The sequence below is a fragment of the Phytohabitans rumicis genome (genome assembly GCF_011764445.1).
GTDB classification, from domain to species: Bacteria; Actinomycetota; Actinomycetes; order Mycobacteriales; family Micromonosporaceae; genus Phytohabitans; species Phytohabitans rumicis.
Genome location: NZ_BLPG01000001.1, coordinates 5,127,107 through 5,151,509, shown reverse-complemented (window position 1 = coordinate 5,151,509; position 24,403 = coordinate 5,127,107). Strand labels below are relative to the sequence as shown.

The window sequence follows — 24,403 nt, the reverse complement described above, 5'->3', positions numbered from 1 at the left end:
CGGACCGTACCCCGTCTCTGTGAACTAGCGCACACCCCGCGCGAACGAGCGGGCCGACCACATGAGCGCGGCGACGGTGAGCCCGCCGATGATCAGGAGCGCCTGCCAGACGCTGCTGTTGCCCGGGTCGCCGGCGAAGAGCGCCCGGCTGGCGTCGACCGCCCACGCGAACGGGTTGAAGTTCGCCACCGTCGCGACCCAGCCGGACAGCGGCAGCAGGATGCCGGACAGCAGCAGGAGCGGCTGCGCCACGCCGTTCATCAGCGGTGCCAGCGCGTCCTCGGTCTTCAGCTTGAGCGCGAGCGCGTTGGACACCGCGGACATCATCACGCCGATCAGCCCGAGCAGCAGGTACGCCAGCAGCACGTCGCCCAGCCGCACCGTCAACCCGAACGGGATCGCCAGCACGGTGATGAGCACCGCCTGGAAGAGCAGCGTCGCCACGTCGCGCAGGGCCCGGCCGAGCATCAGCGCGAGCCGGCTGATCGGCGTGACCCGGCTCCGCTCGATCACGCCGGCGCGCAGCTCGGCGATGAGGCCGAACCCGGTGAACATCGCCCCGAACATCGCCAGCATCACCAGCAGGCCCGGCACGAAGATGCGGTACGCGTCGGCGGCGCTGTCGACCTGCAGCGCGTCCTTGAGCAGCGGGCCGAAGAGCAGCAGGAAGTACAGCGGTTGCAGGACCCCGATGATCAACCACACCGGGTTGCGCAGCACGAGCAGCATCTGGCGCTGGAAGATCAGCCAGGTGTCACGAAGGAACTTCATCGGTCAGCTCTCCCGAAGAGATCGGCCGGTCTTCTCCAGGAAGACGTCGTCAAGGCTGGGGCGGTGCAGCTCGATCGTGCCGAGCGCGAGACCGGCCGCGTCGAGCCGGCGCAGGATGTGCGGGATGGCGATGGCGCCCTCGTCGACGTAGAGCCGCAGGCCGCCGTCGACCGTCTCGAGCTTGTTCACGTACGGCTCGGCGTCGAGCACCTGCGCCGCTTCCGGGGTCGAGCCGTTGAGGCCCACGGTGACCACGTCACCGGAGATCTCCCGCTTGAGCTCGGCCGGCGTGCCCTCGGCCACGATCTCGCCGTTGTCCATGATGGCCAGCCGGTCACACAGGGCGTCGGCCTCTTCGAGGTAGTGCGTGGTGACGAAGACCGTCACGCCCTCGGCGCGCAGCCGCCGGATCTCGTCCCACATGTGGGCGCGGCTCTGCGGGTCGAGCCCGGTCGTCGGCTCGTCGAGGAAGAGGACCTTCGGGTCGTGGATGATGCCCAGCGCGATGTCGACCCGGCGCCGCTGGCCACCCGAGTACGTCTTGCACTTGCGATCGGCGTACTCGATCAGCTGGAACGCCTCAAGCGCGCGCGTCGCGCGGCGGTTGGCCTCCGCCTTGCCGATGCCATACATCCGCGCGTGGAGCACGAGCTCCTCGCGGGCGCTGACCTCGTCCCACGTGGTGCCGCCCTGGGCGACGTAGCCGATGCGCCGGCGCACCTCGCCCGGGTCCTTGCGCAGATCGGCTCCGGCGATCGTGGCCTCGCCGCCGTCCGGCTCGATGAGGGTGGCCAGCATGCGCAGCGTGGTCGTCTTGCCCGCGCCGTTGGGCCCAAGGAACCCGAAGATCTCGCCCTCGGCCACGAACAGGTCAACGCCGCGCACCGCGTCAACGGTCCCCTGTCGGGACCGGAACGATTTCCGCAGGTCCTTTGTCTCGATCATGTTCGCTCCCCGTCGGACATGGTTCAATGCCACGTCACGCTAACGCGATATAACGTCTCTAGTCAAGGTTGATTATTGCTCGACCTGCTTGCGCCACCGCTGCCAGCCGGGGTGCTTCGGCATCGTCTCGGACACGTATGACACTCCTGACTCGATCAGCCCGGCCACCCAGTCGCACCAGGCGATCTCGCCCTCGTTCCGGGCCACCATCAGCTCGAACATCCAGGTCACGTGCGGCGGCTTCTCCCGCAGCCAGCCCTTCTCCGCGGCCACCTCCACCCCGTCGTTCGCGACCCGCAACTGGGCCGCGCGGTTGCGCAGCGCGGCCGCCGCCTCCTCGCGCGGCAGCGCCGGCAGAAAGGCCAGCGCCGCGAAGAACGGGTCGTTTCCCGGCTTGATCTCCCACCAGTAGCCCCGCAGCAGGTCGTTGAACTCCTCCTGCCCGGCCGGCGTGATCTCGTACGTCGTCCGCGCCGGCCGGCTGCCCACCTGCTCGGTCGTGACCTCGCGGAGCAGCCCGTCGTCGGTCAGCTTGCGCAGGGCATGGTAGATGGATCCGGGCTGGATGTTCGCCCATTTATCGGCGCTCCAGCTCAGCAGCTCACGCCGGACGTCGTAGCCGTGCACGGGCTGCATCCAGCTGACCAGCCCGAGAATCATCATGCGGTTCGTCGACACGCCATCAAGCGTAATAGACAAATTTGACTAACCGACAAGTAACATCGCGGCGACAGGGCCGCTATACACTCCCGGCATGCGCAAGGTCCTCATCGCCAACCGTGGCGAGATCGCCGTACGTGTCATCCGCGCGTGCCGCGACGCCGGCCTGGCCAGCGTCGCCGTCTACGCCGACTCGGATCGCAACGCGCTGCACGCCACACTGGCCGACGAGGCGTACGCCCTCGGTGGCGACACCGCCCCGGAGACGTACCTGCGCATCGACAAGCTTATCGACGTGGCCCGCAAGGCGGGGGCCGACGCGGTGCACCCCGGCTACGGCTTCCTGGCGGAAAACGCGGACTTCGCGCAAGCCGTACTCGATGAGGGTCTGACCTGGATCGGGCCGACCCCGCAGGCGATCCGTGACCTGGGCGACAAGGTGACCGCGCGGCACATCGCGCAGCGGGCCGGCGCCCCTCTCGTACCCGGAACGCCGGACCCCGTCGCCGGCCCGGACGAGGTCGTGGCGTTCGCCACGGCGCACGGCCTGCCCGTCGCGATCAAGGCCGCGTTCGGCGGCGGCGGCCGCGGCCTGAAGGTGGCCCGCACGCTGGACGAGATCCCCGCGCTCTTCGAGTCGGCGACGCGCGAGGCGGTGGCCGCGTTCGGCCGGGGTGAGTGCTTCGTCGAGCGCTACCTGGACCAGCCCCGGCACGTCGAGGCGCAGGTGCTGGCCGACCAGCACGGCAACGTGATCGTGGTCGGCACGCGCGACTGCTCGCTGCAGCGCCGGCACCAGAAGCTGGTCGAGGAGGCGCCCGCCCCCTTCCTGACCGACGATCAGCGCAAGCAGATCCACGAGTCCGCCAAGGCGATCTGCCGCGAGGCCGGCTACCACGGCGCGGGCACCGTCGAATACCTGGTCGGGCGGGACGGCACCATCTCGTTCCTGGAGGTCAACACGCGGCTCCAGGTCGAGCACCCGGTCACCGAGGAGACGGCCGGGATCGACCTCGTGCGGGAGCAGTTCCGCGTCGCGGCGGGCGAAAAGCTGCGCCTGCTCGCCGACCCGACGTCGCGCGGGCACTCCATCGAGTTCCGGATCAACGGCGAGGACCCCGGCCGCAACTTCCTGCCCGCCCCCGGCACGGTCACCCGGCTGCGCCTGCCCGAAGGCCCCGGCGTCCGCGTCGACACCGGTGTCGAGAGCGGCAGCGTGATCGGCGGCAACTTCGACTCGCTGCTCGCCAAGGTCATCATCACCGGCGAGACCCGTACCGAAGCCCTCGAACGCGCCCGGCGCGCCCTCGACGAGATGGTCGTCGACGGCATGGCCACCGCGCTGCCGTTCCACCGGCTGATCGTGCGCGACCCCGCCTTCACCGCCGAACCCTTCACCATCCACACCCGCTGGATCGAGACCGAGTGGTCCAACACGGTCGCCCCCTTCGCCGGCGGCCCCGTCGCGGGCGAGGCCGAAGACCGAGAGACCGTCGTGGTCGAGGTCGGCGGCAAAAGGCTCGAGGTCAGCCTCCCCGCCGGCTCCTTCGGGGGTACGCCGGCAGTGGCCCCCGCCAAGGGCGGCGCTCCGCGCCGGGGACGTGGCCGGACCGCTGCCGCGGCTGCCGGTGGCGACGCGCTCACCTCACCCATGCAGGGCACCATCGTCAAGATCGCGGTGGCCGAGGGCGACGAGGTGGCCGAGGGCGACACCGTCGTGGTCCTGGAGGCCATGAAGATGGAGCAGCCCTTGACCGCGCACAAGGGCGGCGTGGTGACCGGCCTCACGGCTGCGGTCGGTGATGTGGTAACCGCCGGCGCGACCATATGCGAGCTCAAATAAGCTGCTCAGAGTGCGGTTTCTCAACGGCGCGGTCCCCGCGCACGACCTGACGTACAGCGATGTCTTCATGGCACCGGTCCGGTCGGAGGTCGGGTCCCGGCTCGACGTCGACCTGACCACCGGCGACGGCACCGGCACGACGATCCCGATCGTCGTGGCGAACATGACGGCCGTGGCCGGGCGCCGGATGGCCGAGACGGTGGCCCGGCGGGGCGCGATCGCGGTCATCCCGCAGGACATCCCGATCGACGTGGTGGCCGACGTCGTCTCCTGGGTGAAGCAACGCCACCTCGTACACGACACCGCGATCACGCTCGGCCCGACCGACACCGTCGGCGACGCCATCCACCTGCTGCCCAAGCGCTCGCATGGCGCGGTCGTCGTCGTGGACGCGGATGGGCGCCCGGTCGGCGTGGTCACCGAGGCCGACTGCGAGGGGGTGGACCGGTTCGCCCAGGTGCGGCACGTCATGTCGACCGAGCTGCTGACCGTACGGGCCGAGGCGGACCCGCGGGAGGGCTTCGACCGGCTGTCCGGCGGGCGGCGCCGCTTCGCGCCGGTGGTCGACATCGAGGGGCGCCTGGTCGGCGTACTCACGAAGCAGGGCGCCCTGCGCGCCACGCTGTACCGCCCGGCGCTCGACGGCAAGGGACGGCTGCGGGTGTCGGCCGCGATCGGCATCAACGGCGACGTGGCGGGCAAGGCGGCCGCCCTGTTGGAGGCGGGCGCCGACACGCTCGTCGTGGACACCGCGCACGGCCACCAGGAGCGCATGCTTTCCGTGCTCCGGGCCGTACGCGCGCTCGACCCGGGGTGCCGATCGCGGCCGGCAACGTGGTGACCGCCGAGGGCACCCGGGAGCTGATCGAGGCGGGCGCCGACATCGTGAAGGTGGGCGTCGGTCCCGGTGCGATGTGCACCACGCGGATGATGACGGGCGTCGGGCGGCCGCAGTTCTCCGCCGTGCTGGACTGCGCCGCGGCCGCCCGCGAGCTGGGCAAGCACGTGTGGGCCGACGGCGGCGTACGGCACCCGCGCGACGTGGCGCTGGCCCTCGCGGCGGGCGCGTCCAACGTGATGATCGGCTCCTGGTTCGCCGGCACGTACGAGTCCCCCGGCGACCTCTACACCGATGTGGACGGCCGGCGCTACAAGGAGAACTTCGGGATGGCCTCGGCCCGCGCCGTGAGCGCCCGTACGGCCGAGGACACGCCGTTCGACCGGGCCCGCAAGGCGGTCTTCGAGGAGGGCATCTCCACCGCCCGGATGTACCTGGATCCGGCCCGCCCCGGCGTCGAGGACGTGATCGACGAGATCGTGGCGGGCGTACGGAGCGCCTGCACGTACGCCGGCGCCTCGACGCTGGCCGAACTGCACGAGCGCGCGGTCGTGGGCGTACAGAGCGCCGCCGGCTACACCGAAGGCATGCCCCTACCCACCAGCTGGTAGCCGCAAGGAAGGGCACCTTGTTAACGCTTTTTGCATAGCAAGGGACCCCTCCTAACACGTGGGGTCAGTTGAAGAGGCGGCGGATTACCAGGCGGGCGGCTTCGCCGGCGTCGTCGCCGACGACGGGGGGCAGCGCGCCGGCGAGCCAGAGCGTGGCGAAGCCGTGGACGATCGACCACGCGGACAGGCCGGCGAGGCGCGCGTCGTGGCCGGCCGGCGGCTCGGGCAGCGCGGCCACCCCGTGGCTCAGCGCGGCGCCGGCTCGCTCCTGCGCGGCAGCCAGCTCCGGGTCGTCCTCGTTGTACAGGCTGGGCTGAAACATCACCTCGAAGTGCGCCCGGTGCTCCACCGCGAACCGCACGTACGCCACGCCGGCTTCGAGCAGGCTCCCGGTGCGTTCCCGCGCCTGGTTCAGCGCGTCGGCGAGCAGGTCGAAGCCCTCGACTGCGAGCGCGGTCAGCAGCCCGGCCTTGTCGCCGAAGTGATGGGCCGGGGCCGCGTGCGAGACGCCCGCGCGCCGGGCCAGCTCGCGCAGGCTGAGCGCGGCCGGCCCGGACTCGCTGATCGCGTCGACCGCGGCCGCCAGCAGCGTGCGGCGCAGGTCGCCATGGTGGTACGGGCGCCTCTCTGTCATGTCCCTCACTCTAACTTGCCATTGACAAGATGCCACCCCGGGGAGCTATCTTGTCAGCGACAAGTTACGCACCCGAGACGGAGGCCCCTCTCATGGCACCGCTGATCGCCCTCATCGCCGGCTTCGTCGTCGCCCGCGTGGCCGGTCTCACCGGGGTCGACGCCGTCGACGGCTGGCAGCCCGCCTTGCGCGTCGGGCTCGCCCTGATGTTCGTGCTCACGGGGCTGGCGCACTTCGCCGGGAAGCGCCGCGCCGACCTCGTCGCCATGGTCCCGCCGAGACTGCCCCGGCCGGACCTGCTGGTCGCCGTGACCGGCGTGCTCGAACTGGCCGGCGCGGTCGGGCTGCTCATCCCGGTCACCGCGCCGTGGGCCGCCGCCGGGCTGGCGCTGTTGATGCTGGCGATGTTTCCGGCGAACGTCTCCGCGGCCCGCCGCAAGCTCACCCTCGGCGGCAAGGCGGTGACCCCGCTCGGCCCGCGTACGGCCCTGCAGGTCGTGTTCGTCGGCGCGGCGGTGGCAATTCTGTTTGGCACCTAAATATCAGGGGGCTAACATGTCCTCGTGGAATCGAAGCTGGCGATGCTGCACGAGGCACCGCTGGGGCGTCTGATCGCTGTCGCTGGACAGCTGACGTCCCAGCGGTGGAACCGTGTGCTGGCCGAGAAGTTCGGACTCACCCAGGCCGGCATGGCGGTGCTCCTCACGCTCCGGCATCGCGGCGGGTCGAGCCACGGTGAGTTGGCCGAGCTGTGCTACGTACGTCCGGCCACGCTCACCGGCATCGTGGACACGCTGGAAAAGGCCGGACTGGTCGAGCGCAAGCGCGACGCCGCCGACCGGCGGGCCGTACGGCTCGCGCTGACCCTGGACGGCGGCGTCCTGGCTCAGTCGCTGCTCAGCATCTTGCGCAACCCGCGCCCGCTGACCTCGGTCGACGCCGACCCGGCCAAGGCGGCCGTCATCCGCGAGTTCCTGCTGGAGCTGATCGGCACGCTGGCCGCCGAAGCCGGCACACCACATCCCATCGTCATGTCCAACGGGGAGGACAGCCCATGACACCCGCGGTAGAAGTCCGCGACCTGGTCAAGCGATACCCGAAACGCGACGTCAACGCCGTGGACGGGCTGACGTTCACGGTCGAGCCGGGCGAGATCTTCGGCCTGCTCGGGCCGAACGGCGCCGGCAAGTCGACCACGATCGGCGTGCTGACGACCCGCGTCAAGGCGACCTCCGGCGCGGCGAGCGTCGCCGGGATCGACGTCATCCGCGACCCGGTCGGGGGAAAGCGCCACTTCGCCGTCGTACCCCAGCAGAGCAACCTGGACCGGTCACTCACGCCGCGGCAGAATCTGGCCTTTCACGCGGCGTACCACGGTGTGCCGCGCGCGGAGCGCAACGCCAAGGCGGCGGCCATGCTGGAGGAGTTCGGCCTGCTTGAGCAGGCCGACGTCAAGGTCGACTGGTACTCGGGCGGGATGGCCCAGCGGCTGATGATCGCGCGAGCCATGATGCACGAGCCGAAGGTGCTCTTCCTCGACGAGCCGACGACCGGCCTCGACCCGCAGTCGCGGCTGTTCATGTGGGAGCGGGTGCGCGACCTGCGATCGCGGGGCGTCACGGTGGTGCTGACCACGCACGACATGGACGAGGCCGCCGAGATGGCCGACCGGGTGGGCATCGTCGACCACGGCCGGCTGCTCGCGCTGGACACGCCGGCCGAGCTGACCCGCCGGCTGGCGGGGCAGGCGGTGCTCGACCTGTCGGTCACGCCGGCGGACGGAGACGACACCGACAAGCTGATCGTCGCGCTGGGCGACGTCGCCGGCGTCGAGCGCGGCGAATCAGTGGCGCCGGGACCGGGCGGCTCGATCCGGCTCTACCTGACCGTCGAGCCGGCGGCCGTCCTCGGGCCGGCCATCACCGTACTGAGTGGACGGTCGGCCATCGTGACGAATGTCCACATGGGAACGGCGAGCCTGGAAGACGTCTTCATCGACCTCACCGGAAGGGGACTGCGATGACGGTTCTCGACGCACAGCCGACCCCGGGCCGGGCCTTCCGCGCCATCCTGTGGCGGGACGTCTTCGTCACCGGCAAGGAGTTCTGGGTCTTCCTGGCCCAGGTGGCGCTCCAGCCGCTGTTCATGCTGTTCGTCTTCGCCAAGGTGCTCAACGCCGGCGGGTACGTCAGCGACGACTACGCCCACCTGCTGCTGCCCGGCATCGTGGCGCTGACCGCGTTCCTCACCGCGCTGCAGACGGTCTCGTTCCCCTTGATCATGGAGTTCAGCTTCACCAAGGAGATCGAGGACCGGCTGCTCGCGCCGCTGCCGACGTACCTGGTGGCGGTGGAGAAGCTGCTGCTCGCCGTGCTGCGGGCGCTCGCCGCGGCGGTGGTGATGTTTCCGGTCGGCGCGCTCGTGCTCGGTTCGGCGCCGTGGCACTCCGACGGAGTGTGGCTGCTGGTGGTCAGCCTCATCCTGGGCAGCTGGGTCGGGGCCGGCATCGGGCTGGCCCTCGGCACGATGGTCCCGCCATCGAAGATCAGCGTCATCTTCGCGGTCATCCTGACTCCGCTGATGTTCACCGGCGCGACCCAGTACCCGTGGCAGTCGCTGGACTCGATGCGGTGGTTCCAGGTGGTCACCGCGCTGAACCCGCTGACGTACCTGTCCGAGGCGGTACGCGCCGCCGTGGTGCCCGACGTGCCGCACATGCCGCCGTGGCTGTGCATCGTCGTACTGCTCGGCTCCGGCGCGCTCTTCACGGCGATCGGGATCCGCGGCTTCATGCGCCGCGCCATCAACTGATCTTGCAAGGAAGGGCCCCTTGTTATGCAAAAAGCGATAACAAGGGGCCCTTCCTTGCACTAAGGCCGCGCGTCCGACACGAGCAACTCCAGCGCCTCCGGCGCTGGCATCGCATCCAGCGCCCGCCCATCCCGCAGCCGCAGCGACACCCGGCCGTCGGCCGCCTCGCGCGCCCCGATGACGGCGGCGTACGGCACCCGGCGGTGGGCCGCGTCGCGTACCCGGGATCCCAGGGAGCCCTCGGCGGCGACCTGCGCGCGGAGCCCCGCCTCGACGGCGGCCCGGAAGAACCCGTCCACGGCGACGTCGCCGACCGGCAGGATCTCCAGCTGCACCGGGGCGTACCACATCGGAAAGGCGCCCTCGTGCACCTCGATGAGGTACGCGAAGAGGCGTTCCATGCTGCCCACGATGCTGCGGTGCACGATGACCGGCCGGCGGCGCATACCACCGCTATCCACATAGGACAGATCGAACCGCTCGGGTTGGTGGAAGTCGAGTTGCACGGTGGAGAGGGTCATTTCGCGGCCGGCCGCGTCGACCACCTGTACGTCGATCTTCGGCCCGTAGAAGGCCGCCTCGTCCGCAGCCTCCACATAGGAAACTCCTTGCGCGCGGAGCACATCGCGCAGCACCGCCTCGGCGCGGTCCCACATCGGCGGGTTGTCGACGTACTTGCCACCGGTGCCGCGCAGTGACAGGCGGAAGCCAGCCGGCCGTACGCCCAGCGCCGCGTGCGCCCGCCGGATCATCTCCAGGATCGCGGCGATCTCCTCACCAGCCTGGTCGAGGGCGCAGAAGTTGTGCGCGTCGTTGAGCCAGATGGACCGCACCCGGCTCAGCCCGCCGAGTACGCCCGAACGCTCGGCGCGGTACATGCCGCCGAGCTCCGCGATCCGAAGTGGAAGGTCGCGATAGGACCGTCCCCGGGATCGGAAAACCAAGGCGTGGTACGGACAGAGCGCGGGCCGCAGCGCGAACTCGTCGTCCGCCGACACCCGCATGATCGGAAACATGTCGTCGGCGAAGTGCGGCAGATGGCCGGACAGCTCGAAGAGCTGGCGTTTGGCCAGCGGCGGCGAGTACACGTGCTGATACCCGGCCCGCCGCTCCAGCTCGCGGACGTACTCCTCGACGGCGTGCCGGGCGGCCGCCCCGGCCGGCAGCCAGATCGGCAGACCGGCACCGGCGAGCGGGTCGGAGTGGAAGAGGTCGAGCTCGCGGCCGAGCTTGCGATGGTCAATCATCGTCGTCTCCTTTTGAGGGGCAACCCACCCGGAGACACACGAAGGCCCCGGGCGGAGTCGCCCGGGGCCTGTCGGATCAGCGCATCACGAAGGCATGCCGGGACTTCCCGGCGTCGTAGTGACAAGCGCGCTTCGCATAACGACAGAGGATAGCCGCTACCGCAGCCGCGTCACAGTGACTTCTACGCCCTGCCCACTGTTCTTCGGGCCGGAGTACACGCCCTTGAGCGGCGGCACGTCGCCGTACTCGCGGCCGCGCCCGACCACGACGTGCCGCTCCCCCACCGGGATGCCGTTGGTGGGGTCGAAGGCCGTCCACCGGCCGACCCACCACTCCACCCAGGCGTGGCTCTGCCCGACGACGGCCTCGCCGATCCCGGCGGCCGGCGACGGATGCAGGTAACCCGAGACGTACCGGGCGGGCGTGCCCATCGCCCGCAGCAGGCCGACCGTGAGGTGGCTGATGTCCTGGCAGACGCCCTTGCGCTGCCGCCACGCCTGTACGGCGTCCGTCTGCACCCCGGTCGCACCGGCCTGGTACTCGACCTCCTCGCGGACCAGCGTGCAGGTGGCCAGCGCGGCGGCGTGCGGGGTCGGGTGCTCGCCGCGCAGCCGCTCGGACAGCTCGGTCAGCTCCTCGTCCAGGGCGGTACGCGGGGTCGGCAGCAGCAGCTCGTGCCAGCGGTCGATGTTCTCCGGCACCGCCAGCGCGGCCCAGTCCGCGCCGCCGTCCGCGCCGAGCAGGTCGCCGGGCGGCAGGGTCTCCACCGTCGCGGTCGCGGTGACCTGCAGCGCCTCGTGCGTGGCTTGCACGTCGAACGCGGTGACGATCGTGCCCCAGTAGTCCTCGTACCGGTAGGTGCGCGCCGGCGGCCACACCTCCACCCGCGCGTCGAGCACGGCCTGCCGGGCCTCGTTGCGCGGCGACATCCGGGCCTCGTTGTACGACGCGCCAACCTTGCCCGCGTACGTGAACCCGGTCTTGTGCTGCAACCGCAGCCGCCAACTGGAAGGACTCACGTCAGGCCACCGCCTCGGAGAGCCACAGCACCGCTGACGTCTGGCGGAAGTACCGGCGGGACACCGCGTCGTTCACCTGCGAGCAGGTGCGCTCCAGCCCGGCGAGCACGGTACCCAGGTCGGCCATCAGCTCGTCGGCGCCGCGAAACTCCAGGTTGGTGCGGGACCGGCCGACGATCCGCTGCGCGTCGGTGGCGACGCCCGCGCGGCTGGGGTCGGGCTCCAGCTCGGCCAGGCACGACTCCGCGGTCGACAGCGCCGCGAAGACCGAGCGCGGGAAGAGCCGGTCCAGCAGCAGGAACTCGGCCGCGTGCCGGTCGTCCAGCGACCCCCGGTACGTCCGCAGGTACGTCTCCCAGGCGCCGCACGAGCGCAGCAGGGTCAGCCAGGACGGGATGCTGCCGCCGGCGCGTACGTGGGTGGACAGCAGCCGGGCGGTCATGTCGACCCGCTCGACGCTGCGCCCGAGCACCAGGAAGAGCCAGCCCTCGTCGCGGCTCATCGTGGCGTCGGTCAGCCCGGCGAGCACCGAGCAGCGTTCCCGTACCCACCGGAAGAACGCGTGCACGCCCTGCTGCTCGACCCGCCGCCGGGCGTCGGGCAGGCCGTGCCAGGTCGCGTTGAGCGTCTCCCACATCTCCGACGAGACGGTCTCGCGGGCGCCGCGGGCGTTTTCCCGGGCGGCCGCCAGCGCGCCCACCACCGAGCTGGGGTTGTGCTCGTCCAGGCCGAGCAGCCCCACCACCCGGGCCGCGGACACCGGTTGCTCGATCGGGGACACGCCCATCACGCCGAGCAGCGACCGGCACGCGGTCTCCTCGTCGACCCAGGGGTCCGCGAGCATCCGGTGCAGGTGTACGTCGAGGATGCGCGCGGTGTCCTCGGCGCGCTCGACGTACCGCCCGATCCAGTAGAGGGACTCCGCGATCCGGCTCAGCATGGGGGCGCTCCAGACGAACGGGCCGACTGCTGCTGTTGTTGCTGCTGCACCGCCACCGGGCCACCCGCCGGGCCCGGATCGGGGCTGTGCGGGCTCGGCACGACCACGATGGGCGGATCCACCGCCGAGGGTTCGTCCGCCAGCGTGGCCGACTCGGTCAGCACCCAGGTGTCCTTGGAGCCGCCACCCTGGCTGGAGTTGACGACCAGCGCCCCCTCCGGCAGCGCCACCCGGGTCAGCCCGCCCGGCAGCACCCACACCTTCTCGCCGTCGTTCACCGCGAACGGGCGCAGGTCGACGTGCCGGGCGCGCAGCCGGTTGCCCACCAGCGTCGGCACCATCGACAGCGCCACCTCGCGCTGCGCGATCCACCCGCGCGGGTCGACCTCGATCCGCTCGCGTACGGCCGCCAACTGCTCGTCGGTGGCCTGGGAGCCGATGACGATGCCGGCGCCGCCCGAGCCGTCGACCGGCTTGAGCACCAGCTCGTCCAGGCGGTCGAGCACGTGGGCCAGCACGTCCGGGTCCTCGTCGAGGCGGTAGGTCTCCACGTTGGGCAGGATCGGCTCCTCGTTCAGGTAGTACCGGATCAGGTCTGGCACGTACGTGTAGAGCAGCTTGTCGTCGGCGACCCCGTTGCCGACCGCGTTCGCGATGGTGACCCGGCCGGCGCGGGCGGCGTTGATCAGCCCTGCGCAGCCGAGCACCGAGTCGGCCCGGAAGTGCACCGGGTCGAGGAACTCGTCGTCGACCCGCCGGTAGATGACGTCGACCCGCTGCTCGCCCGCGGTGGTCCGCATCGCCACCTCGTTGCCCACGCAGACCAGGTCGCGCCCCTCCACCAGCTCGACGCCCATCTCACGGGCCAGCAGGGCGTGCTCGAAATAGGCGGAGTTGTGTACGCCGGGGGTAAGGACCACCACCGTGGGCTCGCTGATCCCGACCGGCGCCGCGGCGCGCAGCGCCCGCAACAGCTGCCCGGGGTACGACTCGACCGGCTGGATCCGGGTGGCGGCGAACACCTCGGGCAGCACGTGCGCCATGGCCCGCCGGTTTTCCATCACGTAGCTGACCCCGGAGGGGACCCGGACGTTGTCTTCGAGCACCCGAAACGTGCCCTGCTCGTCGCGGATCAGGTCGACGCCCGCCACGTGGATCCGTACCCCGTTGTGGGGATTGATCCCGGCGGCCTCGCGGTGAAAGTGCGCGCTGGTGACGACGATGCGCCGGGGTACGACGCCGTCGGCGAGCACCTGGCCGGCCCCGTACACGTCGTCGAGGAACGCCTCCAGGGCCTTGACCCGCTGCCCTACGCCGGCCTCGACCACCCGCCACTCGTCGGCGGCGATGATGCGCGGCACGATGTCGAGCGGAAAGGGCCGCTCGACACCCTTGAGCGCGAACGTGATGCCCTGGTCGAGGAACGCCCGCGCCAGCACCTCCGCGCGGATGCCCAGCTCAGCACTGGACAGAGGCTGAAGGGTGGCATGCAACGCCTCGTACGTGGGGCGGGGCATGCTCGGCTCGCCGAACATCTCGTCCCATCCCGGGCCGAGGCGGTAATCCTCGAACAAGTCCGCCATGGCCTGACGCTACGCCGATCTCGTTGCGCGCCGGTAACGCGATCTACATGGTGGACCGGCGGCACGGGACCTGCCGCCGGTCCACGAGCGCGGCGCACGCCGAGAACGGGGGACCCGGCGGCGATCCTGCGCTCACCAGCAACGGTACGCCTGCCGGCGAAGGCGCCGCGAAAGACGAGCTGAGAGATCGCTGAGAGGAAATAGCGCCCTCGCCCACGGTGTCGGAAACTATCCTGACGCGGGGAATGGGGGTTTCCAGTGACCGACCTGCTCGCAAGCGTCGCGTCGCCCCTCACCGCGTACCTCGTGCTGATGTCCCTGCTTGCCATGGACGCCTTCGTGCCGGTCGTCCCCACCCAAGCCGTCATGATCACCGGTGGCGCGCTGACCGTGTACGGGGACCTCAGCCTCCCGGTGACGATCATGGTGGGGGCGCTCGGCGTGTTCACCGGCGACCTGGTCTGCTACCTGCTCGGACGATCCACCCGGCCGCGCCCTGAGCTGCCCCACCCGGCGCGGGGGCGGGCCCGCCAGGCGGCTGCCCGGTTCACCCGCGGGCTGCGACGGCCCGGTCCGATGGTGATCCTGATGTGCCGGTTTGTCCCCGGTGGACGGATGGCCGCCTGCTTCCAGGCCGGGCGGGTGCGCTACCCGGCCCGCCTCTTCCTGTCGTACGAGGCCGCAGCGGCATTGGGCTGGGCCTCGTACGGCGGATTGGTCGGCCACCTCGGCGGGGCGGCCCTGACCGAGTCGGCCTGGCGGCTGGTGGCCGTGGCCGCGCTCGCCGCCGTGATCTTCGCCGCAGCCGGCTGGGCACTCGCCCTAAAAGGGCCGACCATCCCTATTCCAGAGAGTGCAGCATCAGCTGGCGAGCCGCCTCGGTGATCGAGCCGGACAGTGATGGGTAGATCGTGATGGTGTGGGCCAGTTGGTCCACGGTGAGGTGGTTTTCCACGGCCATCGTGATCGGCAGGATCAGCTCGCTGGCCTTCGGCGACACCACGACGCCGCCGATCACCGTGCCGGTCGCGGGCCGGCAGAAGAGCTTGACGAAGCCGTCGTGCAGGTCGTCCATCTTGGCCCGGGCGTTTCCGTTCAGCGGCAGCATCACGGCACGGGCCGGGACCTTGCCGGAGTCCACCTCGTTCTGCGAGACGCCGACGGTGGCCAGCTCCGGGTCGGTGAAGACGTTGGCGGAGATGGTGCGCAGCCGCAGCGGCTGGACCGCCTCGCCGAGCGCATGCCACATGGCGATCCGGCCCTGCATGGCGGCGACGCTGGCCAGCGGGAGGATGCCGGTGCAGTCGCCAGCGGCGTAGATGCCCGGCACGTTGGTACGCGAGACCCGGTCGACGGTGAGGTAGCCGCCCTTGGCCACCTCGACGCCGTACTGCGGGAGGCCCAGGTCGGCGGTGTTGGGCACCGAGCCGACGGCCATGAGGGCGTGCGAGCCGACGACCGTGCGCCCGTCGGCCAGCTCGACCCGTACGCCGTCGCCGTCCCGGCGCACCGCCGACGCCCGGGAGTTGCCGAGGATCGCCATCCCCCGGGAGCGGAACACCTCCTCGATGGCGGCGGCCGCGTCGGCGTCCTCGTGCGGCATGACCCGGTCGCGGCTGGAGACCAGTGTGACTTTGATCCCCATGGCCAGGTAGGCGCTGGCGAACTCGGCGCCGGTGACGCCGGACCCGATCACGATCAGGTGGTCGGGCAGCTCCGGCAGGTCGTACACCTGGCGCCAGGTCAGGATCCGCTCGCCGTCCGGGACCGCGTCGGGCAGCACCCGGGGCGTGGCGCCGGTGGCGATCAGCACGGTGGAGGCGTCGATCGAATACGGTGAGTCACTGCCATGGGTGGTCACCCGCACCTGGTGCGTGTGACCGAGCGTGTCGTCGCCGAGACGCGCCCGACCGTGGACGAAGTTCACACCCGCCTTGATCAGCTTGGCCTGGATGTCGCCGGACTGGGCGAGAGCGAGCCGTTTGACCCGTTCGTGCACGGCTGCCGCGTCGACCGTCACCGCCTCCAGGCCGTCCGAGTCGACGCCGAACTCCTCCGTGTCCCGGTATCCGGTCACCACGGCTGAGCTGGCAATAAAGGTCTTCGATGGGACGCAGTCGGACAGCACACAGGCACCACCGGCACCATCCGCCTCGACCACGGTGACTTCGGCGTCGAGCTGGGCGGCGACGAGTGCCGCCTCGTACCCCGCCGGGCCTCCGCCGATGATCACGATGCGACTCATTTTGCCCCCAGAAGGATCCGACACGCTCCGTCGTATTCTCCCCTACCGGTCCGCCGGGCTATCGTCATCGCCGTGCGTCATTACGCCGCGTATGGCTCTAACCTCGACCCCGCTCGGATGCGTGCTTACTGTCCGCATTCGCCGATGGTGGGCACCGGCTGGCTGGAAGGCTGGCGGCTCACCTTTGCCGGCGAGGGGGTGATCGGTTGGGAAGGCGCCGTCACGACGATAGTCGAGTCACCAGGTGACCGGGTCTTCGTCGCGCTGTACGACGTGCACCCCTGGGACGCGGCGCAGCTCGACGAGGTCGAGGGCGTCGTCGCGGAGACGTACCGGAAGCTGACGGTCCGGGTGGTCACCCTGGACGGCGAGCTCACCGCCTGGGTGTACGTCTTCGACGGCTACGAGGGCGGCATGCCGACCGCCTGGTACCTGTCGGAGATCTCCAACGCCGCGGAGAAGGCCGGCGCGCCGGACGACTACGTGGCCGCGCTCCGGGCCCGCCCGACGCGCACCGCGTCTCCCTGAGCGATCACCAGCTCGTACATGTCCGCCTCGTACGCCGGGCTCATCCCCACGGACGTGTAGAGGCTCGCGGCCCGGGTCGGGTTGGTCAGGTCGACGCCCAGCCCGGCGCGGTCGCGGCCCTTCGCGGCGTACACGGCGAACGCCTTGGCCAGCAGCGCCGCCCCGACCCCGTGGCGGCGGTGCGCGCGCAGCACGCCGAGGTACTTCACCCAGCCCTCGTTCTGCTCGATCGCCTGGTCGGCGGATTGCAGGATGCCGGCCGGCTCGCCGTCGACGGACGCCACGAACCACTCGTCCCACGCCACGCTCGGCAGCGCGGCGATCTTGTCGCGCCACTGCTCGTACGTCAGTGGTGCATAGTCCGGTATATCCCGAAATGCGGCGTCGAGGATCCGGTGGAACTCGCGCATGTCGGCGTCGTCGTCCGCCCGGACCAGCCGGATCATCACCCCCGGCGGCAGCGGCTCGGCGGGCGGCAGGTCGGCCAGCGAACGCTTCATCCGGGCGTACCGCTTGACGAACTCGAAGCCGGCGGCGCGCAACGTGCCGATGTAGCTCTCCTCGGACGGCAGCGCCCCGGCGCGGACGGTGACCGACGGGTGGCCGGCCTCGGCGGCCCGCTCCGCCACCCGGGCCAGCAGCAGGTCCAGCAGCGGGCGCTGCGCGGCGCCGCCGTCGGCCGGATGCGTGTACACCTCGACGAACTCCCGGTCACCACCGTTGGGGTTGTCCAGGTACGCCCAGCCCACCACGGTCCCGTCGGGAGCGAGCGCCAGCCAGGAGTCGCGCGCCGGGTCGAAGGACGGGGCGGTCAGCGCCTCCCGCACGTCGTCAGCGCCGAAGTCGGGCTGGTCGCTCACCACGGCGAGGATCGCCGGGACGTCGTCGAGGGTGGGCCGGCGAAAGTCCATAGGCAGCATTCAACTCGCCGCTTGCTGCCCGCGCTCCCCATTTACCGCGGCCGGCAACGTCTGGGCCAGATTAAGCGCGCTGTCCAGGAGCCCGACCAGCTCGACCCGCTCGTTGGACTCCAGCACCGCGAACGCGCTCGCGGTGATCCGGTCGGTCACCGCCTCCGCCCACATGCGACGGCGGACCAGCGGCCCGATCGGCGGGTACGGCGGCTGCCAGCCGAACGCGACCGCGCCGGCCTCCCCGTCCGGGCCCGCGATGATCGCCTCCAGCGGGGTGAGCCCGCTCGCGCGCACCGCCAGCAGGTGCCCGCCGCCGCGGAACTCCCGCAGCAGGTGCAGCAGCACCGCCGCGCGGGCCGCAGGCGCGTCGTCCGGCACCGGCATCGCCCGCCACGCCGCGAAGAGCGGCATCGCGGCCGGGTCGGCGGACACCACGATCCGCTGCACCAGCTCCACCAGGCGGTCGATGCGCGGAAAGTCCGACATATGCTCCACGCCCCAGCGGCAGCACTCGGCCAGCCGCTTGGCGGCCACCTCGGTCGGCGGCACCACCCGGCGGGCCGCCTCCCACCCGTCCACGACCGCCTCCGGCGCGATGAAGCCCAGCGCCGCCGCGACCGTGTCGGTGCGCACGTCACCCAGGGCGCCGCCCCGGCCCGCGACGTAGAAGGCCCAGCCGGACAGGCCCATCAGGCGGGCCCGGCGCAGCGTACGCGGATCTTCGCTGAACGCCCCGCCCAGCTCCAGCACGCCCGCTTTCGCGGCGGCGGCTGCCTGTTCCGGGGTCACGCTGTGCCTCCCTGGTGAGCTCGCACAGCGGCGCCCGAAGGCGCCGCCTTTCCTACGGCGGCGGTGTCCGCGAGCGGTGACGCACCGCGTCGCCGCAGAAAAGACGCCGCCGCGCCACCGTGCGAGCTCACCCGCCAGATTGTGCCTTCCCGATGCCGTCCGGGTCGAGCGCCTCCAGCGCGGCTTCCACCTCGCCGGCGCGCCGCCGGGCGGCCGCGGCGGCGCGTTCCGCGGCCTTGCGCGCCAGCTTGCGCCGGCCGGCCTCCTCGTCCGCGGCCGCCCGGCGCCGCTCGATCTCGGCCAGCTCCGCCTCGATCTGGGCAAGAGCCTCGGCGCCGCGCCGCTCGGCCGCCACGGCCTTGGCCAGCTCCGCCTCCGCCGCCTTCTCCGCGGTACGCGCGGCCGCCAGCTCCTTCCGCAGCGGCGCCCGCCGATCCTCCTTTGGGGGCGCGGGGGCCGTCGGCTCGGGCGCGGTCACGAGGCGCAGTTGCGGCCGCGGGACCTCGCCAAAGCCTTGGTACGCAGTGGCGCGTACCAGCCGGCCGGAGCGCACCTGGGCGGCGACCTCCTCATCGGACAGTGCCGCGGTCAGGGTCGCCTCGACCTCGTTCAGTGGCAGCTTGGCCCGGGACAGCCCGGGATCGGCCTCGATCGCGAGCCGGCGCGCCTCCGCGACCAGCCCGTTGACGGCCTGCCGGCGCTGGGCGGACAGCTCCCGCAGCTGTGGCCCCCGCAGGTCGCGCTGGGCGGCCCGCAGCGCCCGGGACAGCTCGACCAGCTCGCCCATCAGGTCGGTGCGGTGGATCGCGAGCAGGTTGACGAGCCAGGCGGCCACGGTGGGCTTGCGCAGCTTGCCGATCTCGCGGGCGGCGTCGAGGTCACCGGCCACCCGGGCCGCCTCGACCGCCTCGTCCCGGGCGGTGACGAACCCGTCCGGCGGCGCGGTGTAGAGCCGCTCGACGACGTCGGCGCGCATCAGCTGATCGTAGTCCCGGGCTCCAGCCACCTGTACTCAGTGCCGGAAAGCCTGGTCAGGTGGGTGTTGACGATGGTCAGACCGGCCTCGTTGAGGATCCCGTCGTGCAGCGCGAACGCCCGGCGCGGCTTGACCGCGCGGGCGAACTCGATCGACTCGGACAGCTTCAGCCAGGGCGCGGAGACGGGTATGAAGAGGGTGCCCACCTCAGCGTCGTCGGGTACCTCGAAGGAGTCGCCCGGATGGTAGATCTCGTGCTCCACGAGGTAGCCGAGGTTGGCCACCCGGGGGATGTCCGGGTGGTTGATCGCATGCAACCCGCCGTACGCCCGTACCGCGAATCCGGCCGCCTCGAACGACCGCCCCGGCTCCACTGTGGTCACCGCAGCCTGGATCTGGTCCAGTTTGGACGCCACGTCGGCGTGTGCGTAGATCTTGAGTCCGGGCCGCTTCCGGTACGCCTCGGTGACGGCGTCCACGTCGAGGTGGTCGAAGTGCTCATGGGTGACCAGCACGGCGTCGACCCCGTCGAGGGCGGCCCGACTGCTGAACACGCCGGGGTCGATGACCAGGACCGCACCCTCGCGCTCGATCCGTACGCAGGAGTGGCCGTACTTCGTCAACCGCATCGTGACCTCCTCGTCCTCGAACCGTGACTCCTCCTGCGCAGTCTGCCGGAACCAGTGTGTGGGCGCGTCCCGTCGGAGGAAACATGCGAACGAAGTGGTGGGGCAATACGACAGTGGCTTTGGCGGCAGCCCTCGTGCTGGCCGGTTGCGGTAGTGGTGATGACAGCGGCGACAGCTCGACCGCCGGCGTGGCGCAGCGGGAGGGCGCGGGCGCGGCTCCGGAAGCCCCGGCGCAGGGCGAAGCCGCCAAGCCGGGCGCCGACGCGGACGCGGGCGCACCGGTCAAGTTCCGCCTGGACGAGCGGGCGATCATCTACACCGGCTCGATCACGGTACGCGTCGACGACGTGTCCCGCGCCGCGTCGGCGGCCACCTCGATCGTCACCGGGGTGGGCGGTTTCATCGGCGGGGACAAGCGGGCCAGCAACGACTCGTACGCCGAGGCATCCCTGACCCTGCGCGTGCCGGCGGACAAGTTCTCCTCGGTGGTCGACCGGCTGGCCGGGCTGGGCAAGCAGGAACAGCGCGACATCAACACCGAGGACGTCACCGAAGAGGCGCTCGACCTGGACGCCCGGATTGCCAGCCAGCGCGCCCGGGTGGAGAGCGGCCGGCGGCTGCTCGCCCAGGCCAAGACCCTCAACGACCTGATCCTGCTCGAAGGCGAGCTGGCCAAGCGGGAGGCGGACCTCGCGTCGCTGGAGGCGAAGAAGCGCCGGATGGACGACCTGACGGCGCTGTCCACGATCACGGTCACCCTGCTCGGCCCGGGTGCCCAAGTGCCTTCGCCCGAGGAGGACGAGACCGGCTTCCTCGTCGGCCTCAAGGGCGGCTGGACCGCCCTGGTAGCCAGCCTAGGCGTCCTGCTGACGGTCCTGGGCGCCCTCCTGCCCTGGCTGGCGGTGCTGGCCGTGCCCGTGGTCGCGGTGCTGTGGCTCCGCCGCCGCGTCCGCCGCCCGGTACCAACCCCACCCACCCCCTAAAGCGTGATCAAGGCGTCCTTCAAGTCGCTGTAACGACTTGAAGGACGCCTTGATCACGGGAGCTGGGAGCGGGAGCTGGGAGCGGGAGCTGGGAGCGGGAGCTAGAGGAGCGGGGCGCTCAGGGCGGCTAGGACCGTGTGGACCATGACGCGCACGCCGTAACCGATGCAGCGTTCGTCCACGTCGAAGCCGGACTGGTGGATGTCGAGCTTGACGTCCGACCCGGGGATGCCGGTGCCGAGCCGGATCATCGCGCCGGGCACCTGGTCCAGGTAGAAGGCGAAGTCCTCGCCGCCCATGCTGATCTCGGCCTCGACCACCCGGTCGGGGCCGAGCGCGGCACCCGCCGCACCCGCGATGATCGCCGAGGCCATCCGGTCGTTGATCACCGGCGGGACGCCGCGGGTGTAGACCACCTCGGCCTTGGCGCCGGTGCCGGCGACCACGTCCTGGACGAGCTGCGTGATCAGCTCGGGGCCTCACGCCAGGCGTCGCGGTTGAGCACCCGCACGGTGCCCTTGACGCTGCCCTCGCCCGGGATCGCGTTGTACGCCTCACCCGCGTGCACCCGGCCCCACACCATGGAGACGCCGGCCCGCGGGTCGACCCGCCGGTCGAGCAGCGACGGCACGTCGACGATCACGCGGCCGAGCGCGTGCACCAGGTCGGCGGTCAGGTGCGGACGGGCGGTGTGGCCGCCGCGGCCGGTCAGCCGTACCTCGACCGTGTCCGCTGCCGCGGTGAACGGCCCGGAGCGCACACCCACGAGTCCGGTGGGCAGTTGCGGCGCGCAGTGCAGCGCGTAGATGCCGGCGACGTCCTTGAGGCCGCCCGCGGCGATCACTTCGGGGGCACCGGACGGGATGCACTCTTCGGCCGGCTGGAAAAGCAACCGCACGCGGCCGGGCAGTTCGTCGCGCTCGGCGAGTTGGGCCAGCGCCAAACCAACACCGAGAAGCACCGTCGTGTGCACGTCGTGACCGCACGCGTGCGCCGCGTTATCCACAGTGGACCGGTAGGAAACGTCCTTTGTGTCCATCAGCGGCAGCGCGTCGAGATCCGCGCGAAGCGCGATCACCCGGTCGCCGTGTCCGATATCACAGATCACCCCGTTCCCCTTTGGGAGGAAACGCGGCGAAAGTCCAGCAACGGCAAGCTCTCGAGCCACCAGGGCCGCGGTTTCGAACTCCTGGTTCGAGAGCTCCGGATGCGCGTGAATGTGACGGCGTACGGCTACCAGTTCGGCCCCCGGGAGGCGAGCCAACGGTCCAACTGACCTGGCAGGGGGTCTGCACCGGGTGGCGTCTCAGGCCAAGACGACGCCAGCGAACTGCCACTCTGGGGCAGCGTCAACGCACTCGTCACGTCGGATTCTCGATCACTGTGAATGGGATAGGACTCGGACAGCCTAGACCCCGAACGGTGACGCTGCGCAACATCGTTCTGGTAGCGATTGGATCGCGCAGCGTTACGAATGCCCTGGTAGGAGCGTTCGGCGAGCTGAGGGACACGATTAGCGTCGTCATCCAACGCTGCCATGTGTCCCACACCTCCTACAACGCGTGACGGTCGCATCGGTCACGTTCGACGCCAGACAAACCAGATCATCTACTCAAAGCCGCTCAGCAGACATCCGCCTGTAGGCCGATCCGCGGTTTGCGCCGGCGGACGGCCAACGTGGCACGACGAAGATCCGACGCCACGCACAGGCCGTCCGTTCCACGGAGTACCCGTGAATACGGCTCGCATTCCTTTTGGGGTTCAACGAGCTCTGTGTTCAACAAGAGTGCAGGTCAGAAGCGATCCGTAGGCCGGTACACGCCCCAGACCTCGCGCAGTGCCCCGCAGACCTCTCCAACGGTGCCACGCGCACGCAACGCTTCCTTCATGGGGTACAGCACATTCTCCGTACCCGCGGCGGCCGTACGCAGGTCAGACAGCGCGCGTTCCACCGCCGCCGAGTCCCGTGCCTGCCGGAGATCCGACAGCCGGGCCGCCTGCGCCGCCTCGATCGCCGGGTCCACCCGCAGCGGCTCGTACGGCTCTTCCTCCGCGAGGGTGAAGCGATTGACACCCACCACCACCCGCTCGCCCGAGTCGATCTCCTGGGCCACCCGGTACGCCGACGTCTCGATCTCGCGCTTCTGGAACCCCGCCTCGATCGCCTCCACCGACGAGCCGTACGCGAAGACCCGATCCATCAAAGCCACCGTCTCGGCCTCGATCGTGTCGGTCATCGACTCCACCACGTAGGACCCCGCAAATGGATCCACAGTGGACGTGAGGTCGGTCTCGTACGCCAGCACCTGCTGCGTACGCAGCGCGAGCCGGGCCGCCTTGGCCGTCGGCAGCGCGATCGCCTCGTCGAAGCTGTTGGTGTGCAGCGACTGGGTCCCGCCGAGCACCGCGCCCAGTCCCTGTACGGCCACCCGGACGAGGTTGACCTCCGGCTGCTGCGCGGTCAGCTGTACGCCCGCGGTCTGGGTGTGGAACCGCAGCATCCACGACTTCGGGTCCTGCGCGCCGAACTCCACACGCATCAGCCGGGCCCAGATCCGCCGGGCGGCGCGGAACTTCGCCACCTCCTCCAGCAGCGTGGTCCGGGCCACGAAGAAGAACGACAGCCGGGGTGCGAAGTCATCGACCGCGAGGCCGGCGGCGAGCGCGGCCCGGACGTACTCGACGCCGTTGGCCAACGTGAACGCGATCTCCTGCACGGGTGTCGCGCCCGCCTCGGCCATGTGGTAGCCGGAGATGGAGATCGTGTTCCACTTCGGGATCTCCTTGCGGCAGTACGCGAACGTGTCCGCGACCAACCGCAGCGACGGCTTCGGCGGGTAGATGTACGTCCCGCGGGCGATGTACTCCTTCAGGATGTCGTTCTGGATCGTGCCGTTCAGGGCGGCGCCGGGCACCCTCGACTCCTCGGCCACGAGCTGGTAGAGCAGCAGCAACACCGAGCCCGGCGCGTTGATCGTCATGGACGTCGAGACCCGGTCGAGCGGGATGCCGTCGAAGAGCAGCCGCATGTCGTCGATCGAGTCGATCGCCACACCGACCTTGCCCACCTCGCCGTGGACCATCGGGTCGTCCGAGTCGTACCCCATCTGGGTGGGCAGGTCGAACGCGACCGACAGGCCCGTCGTGCCGGCGGCGAGCAGCTGGTGGTAGCGGGCGTTGGACTCCGCCGCGGTGCCGAAGCCGGCGTACTGGCGCATGGTCCACGGCCGCGCGGTGTACATCGTCCGGTACACGCCCCGGGTGTACGGGTACTCACCCGGCTCACCCAGCTTCGACGCGAGGTCCCCGGGCAGGTCGCCGGCGTCGTACACGGGCTTGATGGGAAAACCCGACTCGCTCATCACCGGATCGTAAGCACAGAGGGGTCACCCGACCACAGCCAGTGAACTGGAGCCCATGACTTTTCTCTGGGCGA

Annotated in this window: 22 protein-coding genes and 2 pseudogenes; 9 read left to right on the top strand and 15 right to left on the bottom strand. The window is 70.8% G+C overall.

Annotation, left to right across the window (positions count from 1 at the left end):
* Window positions 1-24: 24 nt before the first annotated feature.
* The 3 genes from Prum_RS23295 to Prum_RS23285 form a co-directional block, all read right to left on the bottom strand.
* Window positions 25-771 carry an ABC transporter permease gene (locus Prum_RS23295; protein WP_173078427.1) on the bottom strand — a complete coding sequence of 249 codons (747 nt, stop codon included), beginning with the start codon at window positions 769-771 and terminating at the stop codon, window positions 25-27.
* Between the two features lie 3 nt (window positions 772-774).
* A complete protein-coding gene (locus Prum_RS23290; protein ID WP_173078426.1) occupies window positions 775-1,716 on the bottom strand; it encodes an ATP-binding cassette domain-containing protein in 942 nt (313 codons plus the stop codon).
* A 72-nt stretch (window positions 1,717-1,788) separates the two neighbouring features.
* On the bottom strand, window positions 1,789-2,394 hold the full coding sequence (locus Prum_RS23285) for a PadR family transcriptional regulator (RefSeq protein WP_308785371.1): 606 nt from the start codon (window positions 2,392-2,394) through the stop codon (window positions 1,789-1,791).
* Window positions 2,395-2,470: 76 nt separating this feature from the next.
* On the opposite strand from Prum_RS23285, the gene Prum_RS23280 reads away from it, so the two are divergent.
* Both Prum_RS23280 and Prum_RS23275 read left to right on the top strand, forming a co-directional pair.
* Window positions 2,471-4,219 (top strand): acetyl/propionyl/methylcrotonyl-CoA carboxylase subunit alpha, encoded by a 1,749-nt coding sequence (locus Prum_RS23280; RefSeq protein WP_173078425.1) that lies wholly within the window; start codon window positions 2,471-2,473, stop codon window positions 4,217-4,219.
* 10 nt (window positions 4,220-4,229) lie between these two features.
* A pseudogene (locus tag Prum_RS23275) lies at window positions 4,230-5,668 on the top strand (GuaB1 family IMP dehydrogenase-related protein).
* 64 nt (window positions 5,669-5,732) lie between these two features.
* On the opposite strand, the gene Prum_RS23270 reads toward Prum_RS23275, so the two are convergent.
* The gene (locus tag Prum_RS23270) at window positions 5,733-6,302 is read right to left on the bottom strand and encodes a TetR/AcrR family transcriptional regulator (RefSeq protein WP_173078424.1); all 570 of its coding nucleotides are present in this window, start codon (window positions 6,300-6,302) and stop codon (window positions 5,733-5,735) included.
* 92 nt (window positions 6,303-6,394) lie between these two features.
* On the opposite strand from Prum_RS23270, the gene Prum_RS23265 reads away from it, so the two are divergent.
* Genes Prum_RS23265 through Prum_RS23250 form a run of 4 tightly spaced genes read left to right on the top strand, consistent with a single transcriptional unit; the run spans window position 6,395 to window position 9,113 of the window.
* Window positions 6,395-6,841 carry a DoxX family protein gene (locus Prum_RS23265; RefSeq protein WP_173078423.1) on the top strand — a complete coding sequence of 149 codons (447 nt, stop codon included), beginning with the start codon at window positions 6,395-6,397 and terminating at the stop codon, window positions 6,839-6,841.
* A 24-nt stretch (window positions 6,842-6,865) separates the two neighbouring features.
* Entirely contained in the window at window positions 6,866-7,360 is a 495-nt protein-coding gene (locus tag Prum_RS23260; protein ID WP_246278042.1) for a MarR family winged helix-turn-helix transcriptional regulator, read from the top strand.
* Window positions 7,357-8,325 (top strand): ABC transporter ATP-binding protein, encoded by a 969-nt coding sequence (locus Prum_RS23255; protein WP_173078422.1) that lies wholly within the window; start codon window positions 7,357-7,359, stop codon window positions 8,323-8,325. Before Prum_RS23260 ends, Prum_RS23255 begins: the two co-directional genes overlap by 4 nt.
* Window positions 8,322-9,113 (top strand): ABC transporter permease, encoded by a 792-nt coding sequence (locus tag Prum_RS23250; RefSeq protein WP_173078421.1) that lies wholly within the window; start codon window positions 8,322-8,324, stop codon window positions 9,111-9,113. Before Prum_RS23255 ends, Prum_RS23250 begins: the two co-directional genes overlap by 4 nt.
* 59 nt (window positions 9,114-9,172) lie before the next feature.
* Here the strand turns inward: Prum_RS23250 and thrS are convergent, their stop codons facing one another.
* The 4 genes from thrS to Prum_RS23230 form a co-directional block, all read right to left on the bottom strand.
* Complete coding sequence (thrS, locus tag Prum_RS23245; RefSeq protein WP_173078420.1) at window positions 9,173-10,360, bottom strand: threonine--tRNA ligase; 1,188 nt, start codon at window positions 10,358-10,360, stop codon at window positions 9,173-9,175.
* 156 nt (window positions 10,361-10,516) lie between these two features.
* A complete protein-coding gene (locus tag Prum_RS23240) occupies window positions 10,517-11,380 on the bottom strand; it encodes a transglutaminase family protein (RefSeq protein WP_246278041.1) in 864 nt (287 codons plus the stop codon).
* Between the two features lies 1 nt (window position 11,381).
* Window positions 11,382-12,320 carry an alpha-E domain-containing protein gene (locus Prum_RS23235; RefSeq protein ID WP_173078419.1) on the bottom strand — a complete coding sequence of 313 codons (939 nt, stop codon included), beginning with the start codon at window positions 12,318-12,320 and terminating at the stop codon, window positions 11,382-11,384.
* The gene (locus Prum_RS23230; protein WP_173078418.1) at window positions 12,314-13,903 is read right to left on the bottom strand and encodes a circularly permuted type 2 ATP-grasp protein; all 1,590 of its coding nucleotides are present in this window, start codon (window positions 13,901-13,903) and stop codon (window positions 12,314-12,316) included. Before Prum_RS23230 ends, Prum_RS23235 begins: the two co-directional genes overlap by 7 nt.
* Window positions 13,904-14,161: 258 nt before the next feature.
* Between Prum_RS23230 and Prum_RS23225 the strand changes: the two genes are divergently transcribed.
* Window positions 14,162-14,788, top strand: coding sequence for a DedA family protein (locus Prum_RS23225; RefSeq protein ID WP_173078417.1), 627 nt, complete (start codon window positions 14,162-14,164; stop codon window positions 14,786-14,788).
* On the opposite strand, the gene Prum_RS23220 is transcribed toward Prum_RS23225, so the two are convergent.
* Entirely contained in the window at window positions 14,745-16,148 is a 1,404-nt protein-coding gene (locus Prum_RS23220; protein ID WP_173078416.1) for an NAD(P)H-quinone dehydrogenase, read from the bottom strand. The two genes, Prum_RS23225 and Prum_RS23220, sit on opposite strands and share 44 nt — an antisense overlap.
* A 72-nt stretch (window positions 16,149-16,220) precedes the next feature.
* Between Prum_RS23220 and Prum_RS23215 the strand changes: the two genes are divergently transcribed.
* The gene (locus Prum_RS23215; RefSeq protein WP_173078415.1) at window positions 16,221-16,676 is read left to right on the top strand and encodes a gamma-glutamylcyclotransferase; all 456 of its coding nucleotides are present in this window, start codon (window positions 16,221-16,223) and stop codon (window positions 16,674-16,676) included.
* Here the strand turns inward: Prum_RS23215 and Prum_RS23210 are convergent.
* The 4 genes from Prum_RS23210 to Prum_RS23195 form a co-directional block, all read right to left on the bottom strand.
* Window positions 16,628-17,587, bottom strand: a complete 960-nt coding sequence (locus tag Prum_RS23210; protein WP_246278040.1) for a GNAT family N-acetyltransferase — start codon at window positions 17,585-17,587, stop codon at window positions 16,628-16,630. The genes Prum_RS23215 and Prum_RS23210 overlap by 49 nt on opposite strands.
* A gap of 9 nt (window positions 17,588-17,596) precedes the next feature.
* Window positions 17,597-18,379, bottom strand: coding sequence for an SCO6745 family protein (locus Prum_RS23205; protein WP_173078413.1), 783 nt, complete (start codon window positions 18,377-18,379; stop codon window positions 17,597-17,599).
* 127 nt (window positions 18,380-18,506) lie between these two features.
* On the bottom strand, window positions 18,507-19,355 hold the full coding sequence (locus Prum_RS23200; RefSeq protein WP_173078412.1) for a hypothetical protein: 849 nt from the start codon (window positions 19,353-19,355) through the stop codon (window positions 18,507-18,509).
* Window positions 19,355-19,984, bottom strand: a complete 630-nt coding sequence (locus Prum_RS23195; RefSeq protein ID WP_173078411.1) for an MBL fold metallo-hydrolase — start codon at window positions 19,982-19,984, stop codon at window positions 19,355-19,357. Before Prum_RS23195 ends, Prum_RS23200 begins: the two co-directional genes overlap by 1 nt.
* Before the next feature lie 83 nt (window positions 19,985-20,067).
* Here Prum_RS23195 and Prum_RS23190 point away from each other — a divergent pair, with 83 nt between their 5' ends.
* On the top strand, window positions 20,068-20,967 hold the full coding sequence (locus tag Prum_RS23190; protein WP_173078410.1) for a DUF4349 domain-containing protein: 900 nt from the start codon (window positions 20,068-20,070) through the stop codon (window positions 20,965-20,967).
* Between the two features lie 101 nt (window positions 20,968-21,068).
* Here Prum_RS23190 and Prum_RS23185 read toward each other — a convergent pair.
* Both Prum_RS23185 and Prum_RS23180 read right to left on the bottom strand, forming a co-directional pair.
* Window positions 21,069-22,332, bottom strand: a pseudogene (locus tag Prum_RS23185) (amidohydrolase).
* A 428-nt stretch (window positions 22,333-22,760) separates the two neighbouring features.
* On the bottom strand, window positions 22,761-24,329 hold the full coding sequence (locus tag Prum_RS23180) for an acyl-CoA mutase large subunit family protein (RefSeq protein ID WP_173078409.1): 1,569 nt from the start codon (window positions 24,327-24,329) through the stop codon (window positions 22,761-22,763).
* Window positions 24,330-24,403 lie beyond the last annotated feature (74 nt).

Bases quoted from the DNA above. Each gene is read 5' to 3' on its own strand.
- Prum_RS23250 (WP_173078421.1), top strand. From the start codon at position 8,322: ATGACGGTTCTCGACGCACAGCCGACCCCGGGCCGGGCCTTCCGCGCC.
- thrS (WP_173078420.1), bottom strand. From the start codon at position 10,360: ATGATTGACCATCGCAAGCTCGGCCGCGAGCTCGACCTCTTCCACTCC.
- Prum_RS23220 (WP_173078416.1), bottom strand. From the start codon at position 16,148: ATGAGTCGCATCGTGATCATCGGCGGAGGCCCGGCGGGGTACGAGGCG.
- Prum_RS23265 (WP_173078423.1), top strand. From the start codon at position 6,395: ATGGCACCGCTGATCGCCCTCATCGCCGGCTTCGTCGTCGCCCGCGTG.
- Prum_RS23290 (WP_173078426.1), bottom strand. From the start codon at position 1,716: ATGATCGAGACAAAGGACCTGCGGAAATCGTTCCGGTCCCGACAGGGG.
- Prum_RS23190 (WP_173078410.1), top strand. From the start codon at position 20,068: ATGCGAACGAAGTGGTGGGGCAATACGACAGTGGCTTTGGCGGCAGCC.
- Prum_RS23210 (WP_246278040.1), bottom strand. From the start codon at position 17,587: ATGGACTTTCGCCGGCCCACCCTCGACGACGTCCCGGCGATCCTCGCC.
- Prum_RS23280 (WP_173078425.1), top strand. From the start codon at position 2,471: ATGCGCAAGGTCCTCATCGCCAACCGTGGCGAGATCGCCGTACGTGTC.
- Prum_RS23230 (WP_173078418.1), bottom strand. From the start codon at position 13,903: ATGGCGGACTTGTTCGAGGATTACCGCCTCGGCCCGGGATGGGACGAG.
- Prum_RS23195 (WP_173078411.1), bottom strand. From the start codon at position 19,984: ATGCGGTTGACGAAGTACGGCCACTCCTGCGTACGGATCGAGCGCGAG.
- Prum_RS23200 (WP_173078412.1), bottom strand. From the start codon at position 19,355: ATGCGCGCCGACGTCGTCGAGCGGCTCTACACCGCGCCGCCGGACGGG.
- Prum_RS23295 (WP_173078427.1), bottom strand. From the start codon at position 771: ATGAAGTTCCTTCGTGACACCTGGCTGATCTTCCAGCGCCAGATGCTG.
- Prum_RS23255 (WP_173078422.1), top strand. From the start codon at position 7,357: ATGACACCCGCGGTAGAAGTCCGCGACCTGGTCAAGCGATACCCGAAA.
- Prum_RS23270 (WP_173078424.1), bottom strand. From the start codon at position 6,302: ATGACAGAGAGGCGCCCGTACCACCATGGCGACCTGCGCCGCACGCTG.
- Prum_RS23235 (WP_173078419.1), bottom strand. From the start codon at position 12,320: ATGCTGAGCCGGATCGCGGAGTCCCTCTACTGGATCGGGCGGTACGTC.
- Prum_RS23180 (WP_173078409.1), bottom strand. From the start codon at position 24,329: ATGAGCGAGTCGGGTTTTCCCATCAAGCCCGTGTACGACGCCGGCGAC.